The organism is Pseudomonas sp. CFBP 13719 (assembly GCF_014842095.1).
Lineage (GTDB): Bacteria > Pseudomonadota > Gammaproteobacteria > Pseudomonadales > Pseudomonadaceae > Aquipseudomonas.
This window is the reverse complement of record NZ_JACYVB010000008.1, coordinates 31274-46994: the sequence shown is the minus strand read 5'-3', so window position 1 is coordinate 46994 and position 15721 is coordinate 31274. Positions and strand designations below refer to the sequence as shown.

The window sequence follows — 15721 nt, the reverse complement described above, 5'->3', positions numbered from 1 at the left end:
GCGCTACTTAGATAGGCCGGACTGAATAGTCCTGCGCAGCGTTTTTTGCAAAAGTCGCTCAGCGGACCGCGCTGACACCGTCCAGCGTCGAGAACGAGGTGTCCTTGGCGGTCAGCAGAAAGTCGCGCATGTACGGAGCGTCGAGCATGTCGGTGCGTACCGCGGCGTACAGCGTTGCGAACAGGCCTTTGTCGCCCAGGCGCTTGGCCTTCACATAGCCCCGTGAACTGTATTCGTGCAACGCCCAGTGGGGCATGCCGCAGACGCCCCGGCCACTGGCCACCAACTGCATCATCATCACCGTCAGTTCCGAGGTGCGCACCTGCGCCGGCTCGATATCGGCCGGCTCCAGGAAGCGCGTGAAGATATCCAGCCGATCGCGCTCCACCGGGTAGGTGATGAGTGTTTCACTGGCCAGGTCTTCCGGCACGATGAAGGGCTTGCCCGCCAGCGCGTGCTGGTTGGCCACCGCCAGCATGGCTTCGTAGGTGAACAGCGGCACATAGGTAATGCCGGGCAGCTCCAGCGGGTCCGAGGTAACCACCAGGTCCAGATCGCCACGCGCCAAGGCTGGCAGTGGTGCGAATGCAAAGCCGGAAGCCAGGTCCAGTTCCACTTCTGGCCAGGCATCGCGGAACTGGTCGATGGTCGGCATCAGCCATTGGAAGCAGCTGTGGCATTCGATGGCCATGTGCAGCCGACCCGCCGTGCCACCGGCCAGCCGGGCGATGTCACGCTCGGCACCGCGCAGCAGGGGGAGGGTGGCATCCGCCAATTGCAGAAGGCGCAGTCCGGCGCTGGTGAAGCGGATCGGCTTGGTCTTGCGCACGAACAGCTGCAGGCCCAGGCGCTCTTCCAGTTCCTTGAACTGATGAGAAAGCGCCGATTGGGTCAGGTGCAGGCGCTCGGCGGCTTCCACCAGGCTATCGGCTTCGCGCAGGGCGTGCAGGGTTTTCAGGTGACGGATTTCGAGCACCGGGGTCTCCATGAGAAGAACTTGTGATCAACACGAAAAGATTGAGTTTGTCTCATGTTGCCCGGGTTGTCGACAATGGCGCCATCATTTACAAGGAGCTGCACCCATGGCACTGGCCCACACCCTCGGCTTTCCTCGCATCGGCGCCGACCGCGAACTCAAGAAGGCGCTTGAAGCGTATTGGAAAGGCGACCTCGACCAAGCGGGGCTGCGCCTTGCAGGGCGCGAGCTGCGTGCCCGTCACTGGCAGTTGCAGGCGCAGGCCGGTCTCGAGCTGCTGCCGGTAGGCGACTTTGCCTGGTATGACCAGATGCTCGCCCATTCGCTGGCCTTCGGCGCGGTGCCCGGTCGATTCGCCAAAGCCCTGGGCAGCGACGGCCGGCCCACGCTCGATACGCTGTTCGCCATGGCCCGCGGTGCCAACACCTGTTGCAACGCTGAAGCAGGTCAGACGCAGCACGCACTGGAACTGACCAAGTGGTTCGATACCAACTATCACTATCTGGTGCCCGAGTTCAGCGTCGACCAGCGCTTCCTGCTCAGCTGGGAACAACTGTTCGAGGAAGTCGACGAAGCCATTGCCCTGGGGCACAAGGTCAAGCCGGTGCTGATCGGGCCGCTCACCTACCTGTGGCTGGGCAAGACCAAGGGGCAGCCCTTCGACAAGCTCGATCTGCTCGAACGACTGCTGCCGGTGTACGGTGAAATCCTCTCGCGCCTGGCCAGGCAAGGCGTCGAGTGGGTACAGATCGACGAACCGATCCTGTGTCTGGATCTGCCCCAGGAATGGAAGAACGCCTTCGAGCGGGCTTATCACATCCTTCAGTATTCGCCGCTCAAGAAGCTGCTGGCGACCTACTTTGGCGGCCTCGACGACAACCTTGGCCTGGCCGTGGGCTTGCCGGTGGACGGCCTGCACGTCGACCTGGTGCGCGCACCCGAACAGCTGCCTGCCGTGCTCGACCGCCTGCCGACCTACAAGGTGTTGTCGGTCGGAGTGGTCAACGGTCGCAACGTCTGGCGCTGCGATCTGGCGCAGGCACTGGTGTCGCTGCACCAGGCCCGCGAGCGCTTCGGTGCCAACCTGTGGGTCGCAAGCTCGTGCTCGCTGCTGCACAGCCCGGTCGATGTGCGCCGCGAGGACCGGCTCGATGCCGAACTCAAGGGCTGGCTGGCCTTCGCCGTGCAGAAGTGCGAGGAGATCGCCGTACTTGGCCAGGCGCTGAATACGCCCGACGCTGCGCAGGTACGCCAGGCCCTGGCGCAGAGCGAGGCAGTGCAGGCCAGCCGTTTGCAGTCGCCGCGCATTCACAAGCCTACCGTGCAAGCGCGTCTGGCTGCGGTCACGGCCGTCGACAGTCGGCGGCCGTCGGCCTTCGCCGCGCGCATCGAAGTCCAGCGCGCGCAATTGCGCTTGCCGGCGTTTCCCACCACCACCATCGGTTCCTTCCCGCAAACCGCATCGATTCGTCTGGCCCGCCAGGCCTACAAGGCCGGCAAGCTCTCGGCCAACGACTACACCGATGCCATGCACTGCGAGATTCGTCATGCGATCCAGGTTCAGGAGCGCCTGGGCCTGGATGTGCTGGTGCACGGCGAGGCCGAGCGCAACGACATGGTGGAATACTTCGCCGAGCAACTGGACGGCTATCTGCTGACGCGGTTCGGCTGGGTGCAGAGCTATGGCTCGCGCTGCGTCAAGCCTGCGGTCATCTACGGCGACATCAGCCGCGACCAGGCCATGACCGTGGATTGGATCGCCTACGCCCAGCGGCAGACGGCCAAGTGGGTCAAGGGCATGCTGACCGGCCCGGTGACCCTGCTGGCGTGGTCGTTCGCGCGCGAAGACCTGCCTCGCGAAGTCCAGGCCCGGCAGTTGGCTCTGGCGGTTCGCGACGAAGTGCAGGATCTGGAGCGCGCAGGGGTGCGCATCATCCAGATCGACGAAGCTGCATTTCGCGAGGGGCTGCCGCTGCGCCGAGCGCAATGGCCAGCCTACCTGGAGTGGGCCGTGCAGGCGTTCCGCCTGTGCTCCAGTGGCGTCGCCGATACCACGCAGATTCACACGCACATGTGCTACAGCGAGTTCAACGACGTGATCCAAGCCATCGCCGCCATGGATGCCGATGTGATCACCATCGAAACCTCGCGCTCGGACATGGAACTGCTGGAGGCGTTCGAGGCCTTCGACTACCCCAACGACATCGGTCCGGGGGTATACGACATCCATTCACCGCAAGTGCCTGACACCGAGCAGATGCTGCGCCTGTTGACCCTGGCCGCGGCGCGGATCCCGGCCGAACGGCTGTGGGTCAACCCCGATTGCGGGCTCAAGACCCGTGCCTGGCCTGAAACCGAAGCGGCATTGGTCAACATGGTGGCGGCGGCGCGCCAGGCCCGTCAGCGGCTGGCCTGAGATCGAACGACATACCGTATGGCGGAGTTCATCAAACGGTCATGGAAGTGTGGCAGCGCGCTGTACGAAAAGTCATCAGACTTGCGCCTCAATGGGGTTCTGCGTTCTGGTGTAAGTCATGCGTCTATGGGTGTTCCTGGCCGCGCTGCTGTGCGGGCAGTGGGTTTTTGCAGCTGCGCGCTGCGATGTCGATGTTCCGCTTCAACACGCTCCACTGGCTCAGGTCAGCCTGGCCTATCAAAGTATCGGACGTCCGCAGGACCCGGCGCTGTTGCTGGTGATGGGGCTGGGTGGACAGTTGATCGATTGGCCCGACGAGGTGGTCGGCGCTCTCTGTGAGCAGGGCTTTCGAGTGATTCGCTTCGACAATCGCGACGTGGGCCTGTCCACCTGGTCACAGGCACCGCCGTCGGCCAACCTGACATTCGAGGTGCTGCGCTACAAGCTGGGCTTGGCGGTGTCGGCCCCGTACAGCCTGACCGACATGGCCGACGACGCACTGCGGCTGATGGACACCCTGCAGGTGCAGCGTTTCCATGTGCTGGGTGCCAGCATGGGCGGAATGATCGCGCAGCACTTGGCCGATCGTGCCCCGCAGCGGGTACAGAGCCTGACCCTGATCATGTCGAGTTCGGGTGCGCCGGGCCTGCCCGAGCCACGCCCGGCGTTGCTGCAGTTGCTGGCCAAGCGCAGCGCACCGAACCGTGAAATGGCGCTGGAGCAGCAAGCCGATCTGCTGGCGGCGTTGGGCAGCCCGCAGGTCGCCGATGACCGTGCCGAACTGCTGCATCAGGCGCAGATGTCATACGACCGGGCGTTCAATCCGCAAGGGGCGCAGCGGCAGATCCTGGCGATTCTTGCCGAGCCCAGCCGCGTGGCGTTGCTCAATCGCCTGCGGGTGCCGACTCTAGTGGTGCATGGCACGGCCGATCCGCTGTTGCCGGTGATGCATGGGGTGCATCTGGCGGCGCACATCCAGGGCAGTCAGTTGCGGCTGATACCGGGGTTGGCGCATCGTTTCCAGGAAGCGTTCAAGGCGCCGCTGCTGGGTGCGGTGCTGCCGTACCTGGCGCAGCAGCGCCAGCGCGAGGGGGTGTTGGCGGGGTTGTAGCTGACTGGGTGTCAGGGAGGGCCTCTTCGCGGGCAGAGGCCGCTCCCACAGGGGCTCCGTTTAGCCCAAACTCTTGTGGGATAGTGCAGCGCCCGCGAAGAGGCCCGCAAGCCAATCACTTATCTCAGTTCAACCCGTACTTTTTGACCTTGTCGAACAGGGTGGTCTTGGCCATGCCCAGCTCCAGGCTGGCCTGGCTCAGATTGCCCGCCGTGCGCTGCAGGGCCTCGGTCAGCAGGTTGCGCTCGAACGCTTCCACCGCTTCGGAAAAGCCCAGGCTGACCACGGCCGCTGCATCGTTTTTCTTGAACGCCGGCAAACCCAGCGCGTAGCGCTCGGCCACGTTGCGCAGTTCACGGACGTTGCCGGGCCAGTCATGGCTCATCAGGCGCGACAAGGTTTGTGCATCGAGCTCGGGCGGCTCGCGGTCGAAGCGCAGGGCGGCCATCTGCAGGAAATGTTGAAACAGCTCGAGAATGTCTTCACGGCGCTCGCGCAGCGGCGGCAGTTCCAGCGTCACCACATTGAGGCGGTAATACAGGTCACTGCGGAACTGGTTCTGTCGGCTCAACGCGTCAAGGTCGGCTTTGGTGGCGGCGATCAGGCGACAGTCGACGGCAATGCTCTGGTTCGACCCCAGGCGTTCCAGGGTGCGCTCCTGCAATACCCGCAGCAGCTTGATCTGCAGCGGTATCGGCATGCTTTCCACTTCGTCGAGAAACAGCGTGCCCTGATCGGCATGTTCGATCTTGCCGATGCGGCGCTTGCCGGCGCCGGTGAAGGCATTGGCTTCATGGCCGAATATTTCGCTTTCGAACAGCTGCTCCGGCAGGCCGCCGCAATTGAGTGCCACGAATGGCTGCGGTTGGCGCCGGCTGAAATCGTGCAGGCAGCGGGCGACCAGTTCCTTGCCGGTCCCGGTTTCACCCTCGATCAACACGTTGGCCGAGGTGTCGGCGACGTTGGCGATCAGCTCGCGCAGGTTGTGCATGGCGGGCGAACGGCCAATGATGCGGCCTTCCAGCGAACTGCGTTCGGCCAATTGACGGCGCAGCGAACTGACCTCGCGCGCCAGGCCGCGTCGCTCCAGCGCGCGGCGCACCACGTCCACCAGGCGCTCAGGCGAGAAGGGCTTCTCCATGAAGTCATAGGCGCCGCTGCGCATGGCCCCCACGGCCATGGAAATGTCGCCGTGGCCAGTGATCAGCACCACGGGCAGGCTGGGGTCACGCGCTTTCAGCTGGCTCAGCAGTTCCAGGCCATCCATGCCGGGCAGGCGGATGTCGCTGACCACGATACCGGCAAAGTCGTCGCCGATGCAGGCCAGCGCGGCCTCGGCGCTGGCCACGCCCTGGCTGGGAATGTCTTCCAGCGCCAGGGCCTGCTGGCAGCCGAGCAGTACGTGGGGGTCGTCTTCGACGATCAGGACGGTCAAGGCGTTCATGGCGACTCGCTGGGCGACGCTGCCGCAAGCGGCAGGCTGAGAATGAAAGTGGTGCCACCGTCGGCGGGGTGCTCGACGGCCAGGTTGCCACCGGCAGCCGCCGCCAGACTGGCCGACAGGGTCAGGCCCAGGCCCAGGCCGTGGTCGCCGGGTTTGGTGGTGAAAAAGGGCTCGAACAGATGCTTGCGTGTCTCGACGTCGATGCCGTGGCCGTTGTCGCGCACCTGCACGGCGTAGCGCTCACCCTCCATGCGCCCCTCCAGCCAGAGTGTCGGCTGCGGTTCGCCGGCGGTGGCATCCAGGGCGTTGCCGATCAGGTTGACCAGAATCTGTTCCAGGCGGGTCTGGTCGATCGCCAGCTGCATTTCGCTGCAGTTGCGCTGCACGCTCAGGCCACTGGCCTCGATGCGGCTGGCCAGCACCTGCAGCGCACCGTCCAGCGCCTTGCCCAGGCTGGCCTGGCCCTTGTCGTCGCCGCGCCGGGCGAAAGAGCGCAGGCTGGCAGTGATGCGCCCCATGCGGTCGATGAGTTCATTCATGGTGCTCAGGTTGGTGCTCGCCGTGTCCAGCGCGCCGCGTTCCAGAAAACGCACGGTATTGCCCGACAAGGTGCGCAAGGCCGCCAGCGGTTGATTGAGTTCGTGGGCGATACTGGTCGACATCTGGCCGATGGCGGCCAGCTTGCCTGCCTGCACCAACTCGTCCTGGGCCTTGCGCAACGTTTCCTCGGCCTGGCGGCGTTCGCGGATCTGGCCCTTGAGGCGTTCGTTGCTGGCGCGCAGGTCCTGAGTGCGCTCGGCGATGCGCCGCTCCAGATGGCTGTTGGCCTGTTCCAGCGCTTCACGGGCGGCAAGGCGGGTGGCCAGTACCTTGCGTCGCTCGTTCCAGGCAATCAGCAGGAAGGCCAGCAAGGCGAAGGCCACGGCCACCAGCACGCCCTGCACGATGGCTTCGTGCCGCAGATCCTGCATGGAGGTCAGCAGGGTGAAGCGCCAGGGCGTGTCGGCCAGGCGCCGTGACTGCGACAGGTAGGTGACGTCGATGTCCTTGCCTGGCTTGTCGGTGTGGGTGGTGAAGGTGAGCAACTCCACCCCATCGGCCAGGCGCTGGCGGGCGAGCGGCTCGAGCTCGTTGAGCGGCCACCAGTAGTATTGCAGGCTGCGCGCCAGGCGCTCCTTGATTTCCGGGGTCAGCGGGCGCACCGACTTCAAGCGTCGCGCCGGATCGCTGGAAAGAATGATGATGCCGTTCTCGTCGCTGACGAAGGCCTCCAGGCGAGCCTTCTGCCAGCGCTCTTCCAGTGCTTCCAGGCGCACCTTGATCACGGCCACGCCGATCAACTTGCCGTGTTCCTCCAGGCCGTGGGCGAGGAAATAGCCGGGCTCGCCGGTGGTGCTGCCGATGCCGTAGAACCGCCCGGGCTGGCCGCGAATGGCCGCTTGGAAATAACCGCGGAACGACAGGTCCTCGCCGAGAAAACTGTCGGCATCGCGCCAGTTGCTGGTGGCCTGCACACGGCCGGTGGTGTCGAGCACGTAGATGGCGCGGCTGCGGCTGCGACGATTGAGACCTTCCAGGTAATCGTTGACGGCCTGGCGGTGCTCGCCGTCGGGTTCGTTGAGCAGGGTCGAGACGCTGTCCTCGAGTTCCAGCAGGCTGGGCAGGTAGGTGTACTTGGTGATTTCGCTTTCGACGGCGCGCGCGTGCAGTTCAAGCTGCCGTTCGCCGTTTTCGCTCAAGGCGCGAATGCTGTTGTGCTCGCTGACCAGAAAACCCACGTAGCCCAGGCCCAGCGTCAACAGCAGGATCAGCGGCGGCAGGAACAGTTGGCGAATCAGGCGGGGCTTCACGATCAGGTCAGGCTTTGTGGCGGGCAGGCATTTCATCACAGTCGCCTTCAAGCAGCCAGCGTCCTGCACCCCGCAGGGCGGGCGCAGGACGGCCGGTCATCAGTGCTGCAAGATCTTGGCGAGGAACTGCTGGGCGCGATCGGACCGCGCGCTGACATCGCCGAAGAATTCTTCCTTGGGGCAGTCTTCAACGATCTGTCCCTGGTCCATGAAGATCACCCGGTTGGCCACCTTGCGGGCAAAGCCCATTTCATGTGTCACGCACATCATGGTCATGCCTTCGTGGGCCAGTTGCACCATCACGTCGAGTACTTCGTTGACCATTTCCGGGTCGAGCGCCGAAGTCGGTTCGTCGAACAGCATGACCACCGGGTCCATGGCCAGGGCGCGGGCGATTGCCACGCGCTGCTGCTGGCCGCCGGACAGCTGGCCGGGATGCTTGTGGGCGTGGGCGGAGAGGCCGACGCGTTCGAGCAACTGCAGGCCTTTTTTGGTGGCTTCTTCCTTGCTGCGGCCCAGCACCTTGATCTGCGCGATGGTCAGGTTTTCGGTGATGGTCAGGTGCGGAAACAGCTCGAAATGCTGGAACACCATGCCCACGCGCGAACGCAGCTTGGGCAGGTTGGTCTTGGGATCGGCGATGGACGTGCCGTCGACCACGATGTCGCCTTTCTGGAAAGGCTCCAATGCATTCACGCACTTGATCAGGGTCGACTTGCCCGAACCCGAGGGCCCGCACACCACGACCACTTCACCTTTCTTGACGTCGGTGCTGCAATCGGTGAGCACCTGGAAGTCGCCATACCACTTGTTGATATTCTTGATGGAGATCATACGGCTAACCTTTTTTGCAGACGCTTGACCAGAAGGGAGGCGCTGAAGCTGATGAGGAAATACACCACGCCGGCGAAGATCAGGAATTCGTTGGCCCGGCCAATGATGTCGCCGCTGGCGCGCGCCGAGTTGAGAAAGTCCACCAGGCCGACGGTGTAGACCAGCGAAGTGTCCTGAAACAGGATGATGCTCTGCTGCAGCAGCAGCGGGGTCATCTTGCGGAACGCCTGGGGCAGGATGATCAGGCGCATGGTCTGACCGTAGTTCATGCCCAGCGCTTGCGCGGCACCCATCTGGCCCTTGGAGATGGACTGCACGCCGGCCCGCACGATTTCACAGAAGTACGCCGCCTCGAACATCATGAACGCCACGAGGCACGAGGTGAAGGCACCGACCGGGGTGTCTTCGCCGGTGATCCAGCGCAGCACGAAGGGCACCGCCAGGTAGAACCAGGTGATGACCAGCAGCAACGGAATGGAACGGAAGTAGTTGACGTAGGCACCGGCGAAGCGCGACAGCAGCTTGTTCGATGACAGGCGCATCAAGGCCAGTATCGTGCCCAGGGCAATGCCGCCGATGACGCCCAGCACCATCAGCTGCAAGGTCATGACCATGCCGTTCCACATGCCCGGCAGCGCCGGGATGATTCCACTGAAGTCCATCATTTACCTCCCAGGGAGATCAACCCAGGCACGGCGAGTCTGCGTTCGAACACGCGCATCAACAGCATCAGGCTCATGTTCAGGGTGAAGTAGATCAGCGTGGCCAGGGTGAAGGCCTCGAACAGGTTGGCCGAAAACTCCGCGGTCTGCTTGGTTTGCGCCAGCAATTCCATCAGGCCGATCAACGATGCCACCGACGAGTTCTTGAACACGTTGAGGAATTCGGAGGTAAGCGGTGGAATGATGATGCGGTAGGCCTGCGGCAACAGCACGTTCCAGTAGATCTGCGGCAGGCGGAAGCCCATTGCCCTGGCGGCCGATTCCTGACCGTGGGGCAGCGCCTGAATGCCGGTACGCACTTGCTCGCACACCCGCGCCGCGGTGAACAGGCCCAGGCACACCACTACGCTGAGGAATGCCGAGGTAGTCGGGTTGAGGTCCTGCTTGTACCACTCCTGCATGCCTTCGGGCAGCAGGTCGGGGACCAGGAAATACCAGATGAACAGCTGCACCAGCAACGGCACGTTGCGGAACAGTTCGACGTAGCAGGTCGCGATGCCCGAGACCCAGCGGCTCGGTACGGTGCGCATGACGCCCAGCACGGAGCCCAGCAGCAGGGCGATGATCCAGGCGACCACGGCAATGGCGATGGTCCAGCCCAGGCCGGAGATGTACCAATCCAGGTAGATCTCGCTGCCGACGCCAGTGGACTTGAAGAAGACGCTCCAGTCCCAGTTGTAATTCATGGGGAATACCCCTCGGAAATTGATTCACGGGCACAGGCTTTCACTCGAACGCCGGGCGGCGCTCGAGTGAAGGCAGGGTGGTGCTTACGACTTCTTGTCGGGAGCCGGCTTGTCGTTGGGGTTGGCGATCAGCGCCTTGAGCTCGTCGCTCATCGGGAAGCCAAGGTTCAGGCCCTTTGGCGGGATCGGCTGGCTGAACCACTTGTCGTAGATGCCGTTGATGTCGCCGGAAGCGAAGGTGGCCTTGATCGCATCGTCGACCGCTTTCTTGAACGGCTCGTCACCCTTGCGCACCATGCAGCCGTAGATTTCATAGGACTGCGGCGTGCCGGTCACTTCCCAGTCGGTAGGCTTCTTGGCCTTGGCCATTTCGCCGGCGAGCAGGGCGTCGTCCATCATGAAGGCGACGGCGCGTCCCGATTCGAGCATCTGGAAGGACTCGCCGTGGTCTTTTGCCGAGACGATGTTCATGCCCATCTGCTTGTCGGCGTTCATGGACTTGAGGATGCGCTCGGAGGTGGTGCCGGCGGTGGTGACGACGTTCTTGCCTTTAAGGTCGTCGAAGTCCTTGTAGGACGAATCTTTCTTGCTCAGCAGACGGGTGCCGATCTCGAAGATGCCCACGGAGAAATCGACTTGCTGGGCGCGTTCGGCGTTGTTGGTGGTGGAACCGCATTCCAGGTCGATGGTGCCGTTCTGCACCAGAGGAATCCGGGTCTGCGAGGTGACCAGGTTGTACTTGACCTTCAGGTCGGGCATGTCGAGGTCCTTCTTCAGGGCCTCGACGACCTTGAGCTGGATGTCGTGCGAGTAGCCGACCGGCTTGCCGGACGCATCGGCGATGTACGAGAAGGGGATGGATGCGTCGCGGTGACCGAGGGTGATGGTGCCCGAATCCTTGATTTTCTTCAGAGTGCCGGTGAGTTCGGCAGCCAATGCTGGAGTACTGATCAGCGCGGCGGCAATGGCGGCGCTCAGGAGTTTTGGAACGATACGCATCAATGAATCCTCGACTTTGTTTTTTTTATCGAGCCCGCAGGCCCTCGGGGTACAGCGAAATCCGGCGGCTGGGTAGGTGCCGGCTTCGTTGAAGAGTGTAGAGCATGAGTCGTGCCAAGGGCGGGGTTTGCGAGCAAGTCATTGGTGGGCATAGAAATTCTGGTGTTTGCGTAGGGCGGATGAGTAGCAGGTCGTTCGGAAAACCGAATACGGGCGGGCTGGGAAAACGGATTTCCGGCTGTCTCTTCCTTCGGCGTGTGCCGTTCGCGGCCGATGACCGCTCCCACAGGGGTCGGGACAAACCGTGGGAGCGGTCAGTGGCCGCGAAGTAGACGGCGCGGTGTGTCAGGGTTATGGCGGTGCGTTCGCGGCCGATGACCGCTTCAGGGTTGGTTTCAAAACCGTGGCTTCACCGCTTTCCAGTCCGGCTTGTACCTGGTCATCTGCCGCACGTCGTCGCGAGAACGAATCCCGCAGCGCAGGAACTGTTCATGCAGCATGCCCAGCTGGTCGCGATCCAGTTCCAGCCCCAGTCCCGGTGTCTTGTTGATCTTCACGCAGCCGTCGACGATGGGCAGCTTGCCGCCCTTGATCACTTCTTCGTCCGGCTCCTGCCACGGATAGTGAGTGTCACAGGCGTAATCCAGGTTCGGCACCGACGCCGCCACATGGGCCATGGCCATCAAGCTGATGCCCAGGTGCGAGTTCGAATGCATGGACACACCCAGGCCCCAGGTGTGACACATGCTCGCCAGCACTTGGGTATCGCGCAGGCCACCCCAGTAGTGATGGTCGGCGAGCACGATCTGCACACTGTTGCGCTCGACGCTGCGGCGAAACTCGGCGAAGTCGGTCACCACCATGTTGGTCGCCAAGGGCAGCCCGGTACGCTTGTGCAACTCGGCCATGTCGTCCAGCCCGGGGCAGGGGTCCTCATAGTATTGCAGGCTGTCGCCAAGCAGCTCGGCCATGCGGATCGACGTTTCCAGCGACCAGTTGCCGTTGGGGTCGATGCGCAGCGGGTGGTCGGGAAAGGCTTTTTTCAGGGCCAGAATGCACGCCACCTCGCGCTCGGGTTCGAGGGTGCCGGCCTTGAGCTTGATGCTCTTGAAACCGTATTGCTCGATCATGCGCCTGGCCTGGGCGACGATCTGCTCCTCGTTCAAGGCCTCGCCCCAGTTGTCCGCAGGGTAGGGCGAGTCGACGTGCTCGGCGTACTTGAAAAACAGGTAGGCACTGAATGGCACTTCGTCACGCACCGCGCCACCGAGCAGATCCACAAGCGGGCGGTTCAGCGAACGCGCCTGCAGGTCGAGCAACGCCACCTCGAATGCCGAATAGGCGTTGGTCACCGCCTTGCTGGCATGAGAGCCCGGTGCCAACTCGGCGCCGCTTACGCTGGCCGGCTTGTGCCTGGCGACAGTGCTGGCGACGATCTGGCGCAGACCGTTGAGGTTGAACGGGTCCAGGCCCGGCAGTTGGTCCTTGATGGCCATCTGAATGGCCAGCGCCGGTGCGTCGCCGTAGCTTTCGCCCAGCCCGACATAGCCGTTGTCGCTCTCCACCTCGATGATCGAGCGCAAGGCATAGGGTTCGTGGATGCCGCTGGCATTGAGCAGTGGCGGGTCGCGGAAAGCGATCGGGGTAACGGTTACGCGTTTGATCTTCACAGGCATTCTCCTCGGGATGCAGGCCCCGCCTGGCGGGGCGTTCCTTGTCAGTGCGCAGCGGCAGGTTGCAGCGGCTTGTCATCGGGCTTCTGCCCGCGGGGTCGGGTGCGGGCGAAAAACACCACGATCGCGGCCAGCACGGAGGTGGCGGCCAGGCCATACAGGCCGCCCTGGATCGACCCGGTCTTCTCTTCCAGAAAACCGAACACGGTCGGGGCGACGAAGCCGCCCAGGTTGCCCACCGAGTTGATCAGGGCCAGCACGGCGGCAGCGATGCGTGCGTCCAGATAGGCTTGCGGGATCGGCCAGAACAACGCCGAGGCGGCCTTGAAACCTACGGCGGCAAAACAGATGGCAACGAAGGCGAATACCGGACCGCCGTAGGTCGACATGAACATGCCTGCGGCTGCGATCAGCAAGGTCGTTGCCACCCACGCCTGCTGATGCTTGAAGCGCGCAGCCAGGGCGGCGAAGCCGTACATGGCGGCAATCGAAATGATCCAGGGAATGGAGTTGAACAGGCCCACTTCGAAGTCGGACACGTTGCCCATCTTCTTGATCATGCTGGGCAGCCAGAACGTGGCGCCGTAGATGGTCAGGGCCACCGAAAAGAAGATGAAGCAGAACACCAGGATCTGCGTGTCGGCGAGCAACTTGAAGATCGACGGCTTGACCACGTGCTCTGCTTCCCGCGCCCGCTGCTCGTCGGCGATGACGCGGCTCAGGGTCGTCTGCTCGGTGGCGGTGAGCCACTTGGCTTCGTGGATGTGCGACTGCAACCAGTAGTAGACGAACCCGCACAGCGCCACCGAAGCGCCGCCCTCGATCAGAAACATCCACTGCCAGCCATGCAGGCCCAGCCCGGTCACGCTCAACAGTGCGCCGGTGATGGGTCCGGAGATGATCGAGGCGATGGCCGAACCACTGAGGAAGATTGCCATGGCTTTGCCGCGCTCGCTGGCAGGCAGCCACTGGGTGAAGTAGTAGAGCACGCCGGGATAGAAGCCCGCTTCGGTGACGCCGAGCAGAAAGCGCATGACGTAGAAGCTGGTTTCACCCTTGACGAATGCCATGCCCATGGCCACCAGGCCCCAGGTGAACATGATCCGCGTGAGCCAGGCGCGGGCACCGAAGCGTTGCAGGAGCATGTTGGAGGGCACTTCGAACAGCGCGTAGCCAACGAAGAACAGCCCCGCACCCAGGCCGTAGGCAGCGGCGCCGATACCCAGGTCGGTTTCCATGTGAGTGCGGACGAAACCGATGTTCACCCGGTCGATGTAATTGACGATGAACATCACGACGAACAGTGGCAGCACATGCCGTTTGACCTTGGCCACCGCGCTGGCGAGCACGCTGGGGTCGATGGCACCGGATTGAACGTTCAAGGGCGACTCCGATGGTTATTTTTTTTGGAGGGCTCGATCATGAACTTGGGGTATTGTTTCAGTCCAATTCAAGTTGGCACTTGATTGATACCGAGGTTGAATCAATGTTCGAGCTCAGTCAGCTCCGCTGCTTTACCACGGTGGCCACGGAACTCAATTTTCGCCGCGCCGCCGAACGTCTCAATATGACCCAGCCGCCCTTGAGTCGGCAGATCCAATTGCTGGAACATCACCTGGGCGTGGAGCTGTTCACCCGCAGCACCCGCAGCGTGGCGCTTACCGCAGCCGGGCGGGCGTTTTTCGTCGAGGCGCAGAATCTGCTGGAGCGCGCGCAGCAAGCGGCGGTGTCGGCCCGGCGTTTTGCCGAAGGCGATATCGGCTCGGTGAACATCGCCTTCGTCGGCAGCGCGGTGTACGAGTTCCTGCCCAAGGTCATCGCCGAGGCGCGGCTCAAGCAGCCGCAGGTGAAGATCGACCTCTCGGAAATGAATACCTACCAGCAACACGAGGCCTTGCGTGCCCGGCGTATCGACCTGGGCATCGCGCGCGCACCGTTGCTCGACAGCGGCTACCTGACCGAATGCCTGGTGCGTGAACCCTTCGTCCTGGCCACCCCAGCCGGGCACCCGCTGGCCGACGCCGGCGTGGTGCGCGTGCAAGATCTGGACGACCAGCCGTTCCTGATGTACTCGCACTCGGCCTATCCGCCGTTCAATGAATTGCTCACAGGAATGTTGCGTTCGGCTCAGGTGACCCCGCAATACGTGCAATGGCTGGGCTCGTCGCTGACCATCCTGGCGCTGGTCAATGCCGGCATGGGCGTTGCCCTGGTGCCGCGTTGCGCCACCAGCGTGGTATTCAAGAATGTGGTATTTCGCGATATCGATCTGGGCGAGGGCGTGCAGAGCGAATTGCACCTGATCTGGCGCGAGAACAACGACAATCCGGCATTCGCCATGTTGCTCGAGGCCATCAGACGTGCGGCGCGCACCGGCTGGGGTGGCGATAGTCACTGATCATAAATTGATCAAGGCCGGCAAAGCCTTGCGCTGCGTGGCCTGCGGCCTGTTCTCCCAAGCTTATCCACAGGCAGGTGCACGCCGAATGTGTATAAACCCTTGAAATAGCTCGTTTTTTGAGCAGGCCATGAAGACGCTTGCGGGCCGTGGCCTGCAGGGCATTGCACCCAGGTTATGCACTGGCTCATGCCTGTTTTCAGGGGATAAGCATCGGCCTGCATCCAAAGCGTCCCAAGTGCAGGCGCACTCGGGACTTCGCGCGTCTGTCAGCGGTTGCGGGCGTCCTTCGCATCCATTTCGGCATTGCGTTCGTGCACCTTCTTCAGCTGCTCATCGGTCAATGGCAGCTTCTGGGCACTTTGCTTGAGCACCATCAAGCCACCGACGATCGAGCCGATGGCCACCAACAATATCAACCAGGCATACCAGGGCATGGGACACTCCTTGAAAGGTGCGCCGAGAATGCACGGCGCTTGTGAAGATTGGAGCGACAGGGTGTCGCAGTGGTTCCATCATAGCCCTCCACGATCGAGCCGGCCTGGCGCTGCATGCCAGGGCGAGTGGCTGTGGGTGACGCCCGCGCCTTGGCAAAATCCGCTACAATGCGCG

13 protein-coding genes are annotated in these 15721 nt (G+C 63.0%); 3 read left to right on the top strand and 10 right to left on the bottom strand.

The genetic code is table 11. The features are described from left to right. Positions 1–58: 58 nt before the first annotated feature. Entirely contained in the window at positions 59–976 is a 918-nt protein-coding gene (metR, locus tag IFT57_RS21500) for a transcriptional regulator MetR (protein ID WP_043193202.1), read from the bottom strand. 106 nt (positions 977–1082) lie between these two features. Between metR and metE the strand changes: the two genes are divergently transcribed. Both metE and IFT57_RS21490 read left to right on the top strand, forming a co-directional pair. Then, positions 1083–3392: a 5-methyltetrahydropteroyltriglutamate--homocysteine S-methyltransferase gene (gene metE, locus IFT57_RS21495; RefSeq protein ID WP_192152614.1), complete on the top strand. Its 2310-nt coding sequence runs from the start codon at positions 1083–1085 to the stop codon at positions 3390–3392. A gap of 118 nt (positions 3393–3510) precedes the next feature. Beyond that, the gene (locus IFT57_RS21490; protein WP_192152613.1) at positions 3511–4503 is read left to right on the top strand and encodes an alpha/beta fold hydrolase; all 993 of its coding nucleotides are present in this window, start codon (positions 3511–3513) and stop codon (positions 4501–4503) included. Between the two features lie 124 nt (positions 4504–4627). Here IFT57_RS21490 and IFT57_RS21485 read toward each other — a convergent pair whose 3' ends face one another. From IFT57_RS21485 to IFT57_RS21450, 8 genes are all read right to left on the bottom strand, one after another. Beyond that, the gene (locus IFT57_RS21485) at positions 4628–5947 is read right to left on the bottom strand and encodes a sigma-54-dependent transcriptional regulator (RefSeq protein WP_192152612.1); all 1320 of its coding nucleotides are present in this window, start codon (positions 5945–5947) and stop codon (positions 4628–4630) included. Next, positions 5944–7833 (bottom strand): sensor histidine kinase, encoded by a 1890-nt coding sequence (locus tag IFT57_RS21480; protein WP_192152611.1) that lies wholly within the window; start codon positions 7831–7833, stop codon positions 5944–5946. Before IFT57_RS21480 ends, IFT57_RS21485 begins: the two co-directional genes overlap by 4 nt. 63 nt (positions 7834–7896) lie before the next feature. Beyond that, positions 7897–8631 carry an amino acid ABC transporter ATP-binding protein gene (locus tag IFT57_RS21475; protein ID WP_122476344.1) on the bottom strand — a complete coding sequence of 245 codons (735 nt, stop codon included), beginning with the start codon at positions 8629–8631 and terminating at the stop codon, positions 7897–7899. Next, the gene (locus IFT57_RS21470; protein WP_192138061.1) at positions 8628–9296 is read right to left on the bottom strand and encodes an amino acid ABC transporter permease; all 669 of its coding nucleotides are present in this window, start codon (positions 9294–9296) and stop codon (positions 8628–8630) included. Before IFT57_RS21470 ends, IFT57_RS21475 begins: the two co-directional genes overlap by 4 nt. Then, positions 9293–10039, bottom strand: a complete 747-nt coding sequence (locus IFT57_RS21465; RefSeq protein WP_122476340.1) for an amino acid ABC transporter permease — start codon at positions 10037–10039, stop codon at positions 9293–9295. Before IFT57_RS21465 ends, IFT57_RS21470 begins: the two co-directional genes overlap by 4 nt. Positions 10040–10123: 84 nt before the next feature. Next, positions 10124–11038, bottom strand: coding sequence for a glutamate/aspartate ABC transporter substrate-binding protein (locus IFT57_RS21460; RefSeq protein WP_122476338.1), 915 nt, complete (start codon positions 11036–11038; stop codon positions 10124–10126). 395 nt (positions 11039–11433) lie between these two features. Continuing rightward, positions 11434–12708, bottom strand: a complete 1275-nt coding sequence (locus IFT57_RS21455) for a glucarate dehydratase (RefSeq protein ID WP_192047690.1) — start codon at positions 12706–12708, stop codon at positions 11434–11436. Positions 12709–12755: 47 nt separating this feature from the next. After that, positions 12756–14060 carry an MFS transporter gene (locus IFT57_RS21450; protein WP_192152714.1) on the bottom strand — a complete coding sequence of 435 codons (1305 nt, stop codon included), beginning with the start codon at positions 14058–14060 and terminating at the stop codon, positions 12756–12758. Between the two features lie 137 nt (positions 14061–14197). Between IFT57_RS21450 and IFT57_RS21445 the strand changes: the two genes are divergently transcribed. Continuing rightward, entirely contained in the window at positions 14198–15109 is a 912-nt protein-coding gene (locus IFT57_RS21445) for a LysR substrate-binding domain-containing protein (protein ID WP_192152610.1), read from the top strand. A 269-nt stretch (positions 15110–15378) separates the two neighbouring features. Here IFT57_RS21445 and IFT57_RS21440 read toward each other — a convergent pair whose 3' ends face one another. Continuing rightward, positions 15379–15546 carry a DUF2897 family protein gene (locus IFT57_RS21440; protein ID WP_084139696.1) on the bottom strand — a complete coding sequence of 56 codons (168 nt, stop codon included), beginning with the start codon at positions 15544–15546 and terminating at the stop codon, positions 15379–15381. Positions 15547–15721 lie beyond the last annotated feature (175 nt).

Coding starts and splice junctions, on each gene's coding strand:
- metE (WP_192152614.1), top strand. CDS start 1,083: ATGGCACTGGCCCACACCCTCGGCTTTCCTCGCATCGGCGCCGACCGC.
- IFT57_RS21485 (WP_192152612.1), bottom strand. CDS start 5,947: ATGAACGCCTTGACCGTCCTGATCGTCGAAGACGACCCCCACGTACTG.
- IFT57_RS21475 (WP_122476344.1), bottom strand. CDS start 8,631: ATGATCTCCATCAAGAATATCAACAAGTGGTATGGCGACTTCCAGGTG.
- IFT57_RS21440 (WP_084139696.1), bottom strand. CDS start 15,546: ATGCCCTGGTATGCCTGGTTGATATTGTTGGTGGCCATCGGCTCGATC.
- IFT57_RS21445 (WP_192152610.1), top strand. CDS start 14,198: ATGTTCGAGCTCAGTCAGCTCCGCTGCTTTACCACGGTGGCCACGGAA.
- IFT57_RS21480 (WP_192152611.1), bottom strand. CDS start 7,833: ATGAAATGCCTGCCCGCCACAAAGCCTGACCTGATCGTGAAGCCCCGC.
- IFT57_RS21470 (WP_192138061.1), bottom strand. CDS start 9,296: ATGATGGACTTCAGTGGAATCATCCCGGCGCTGCCGGGCATGTGGAAC.
- IFT57_RS21490 (WP_192152613.1), top strand. CDS start 3,511: ATGCGTCTATGGGTGTTCCTGGCCGCGCTGCTGTGCGGGCAGTGGGTT.
- IFT57_RS21460 (WP_122476338.1), bottom strand. CDS start 11,038: ATGCGTATCGTTCCAAAACTCCTGAGCGCCGCCATTGCCGCCGCGCTG.
- IFT57_RS21465 (WP_122476340.1), bottom strand. CDS start 10,039: ATGAATTACAACTGGGACTGGAGCGTCTTCTTCAAGTCCACTGGCGTC.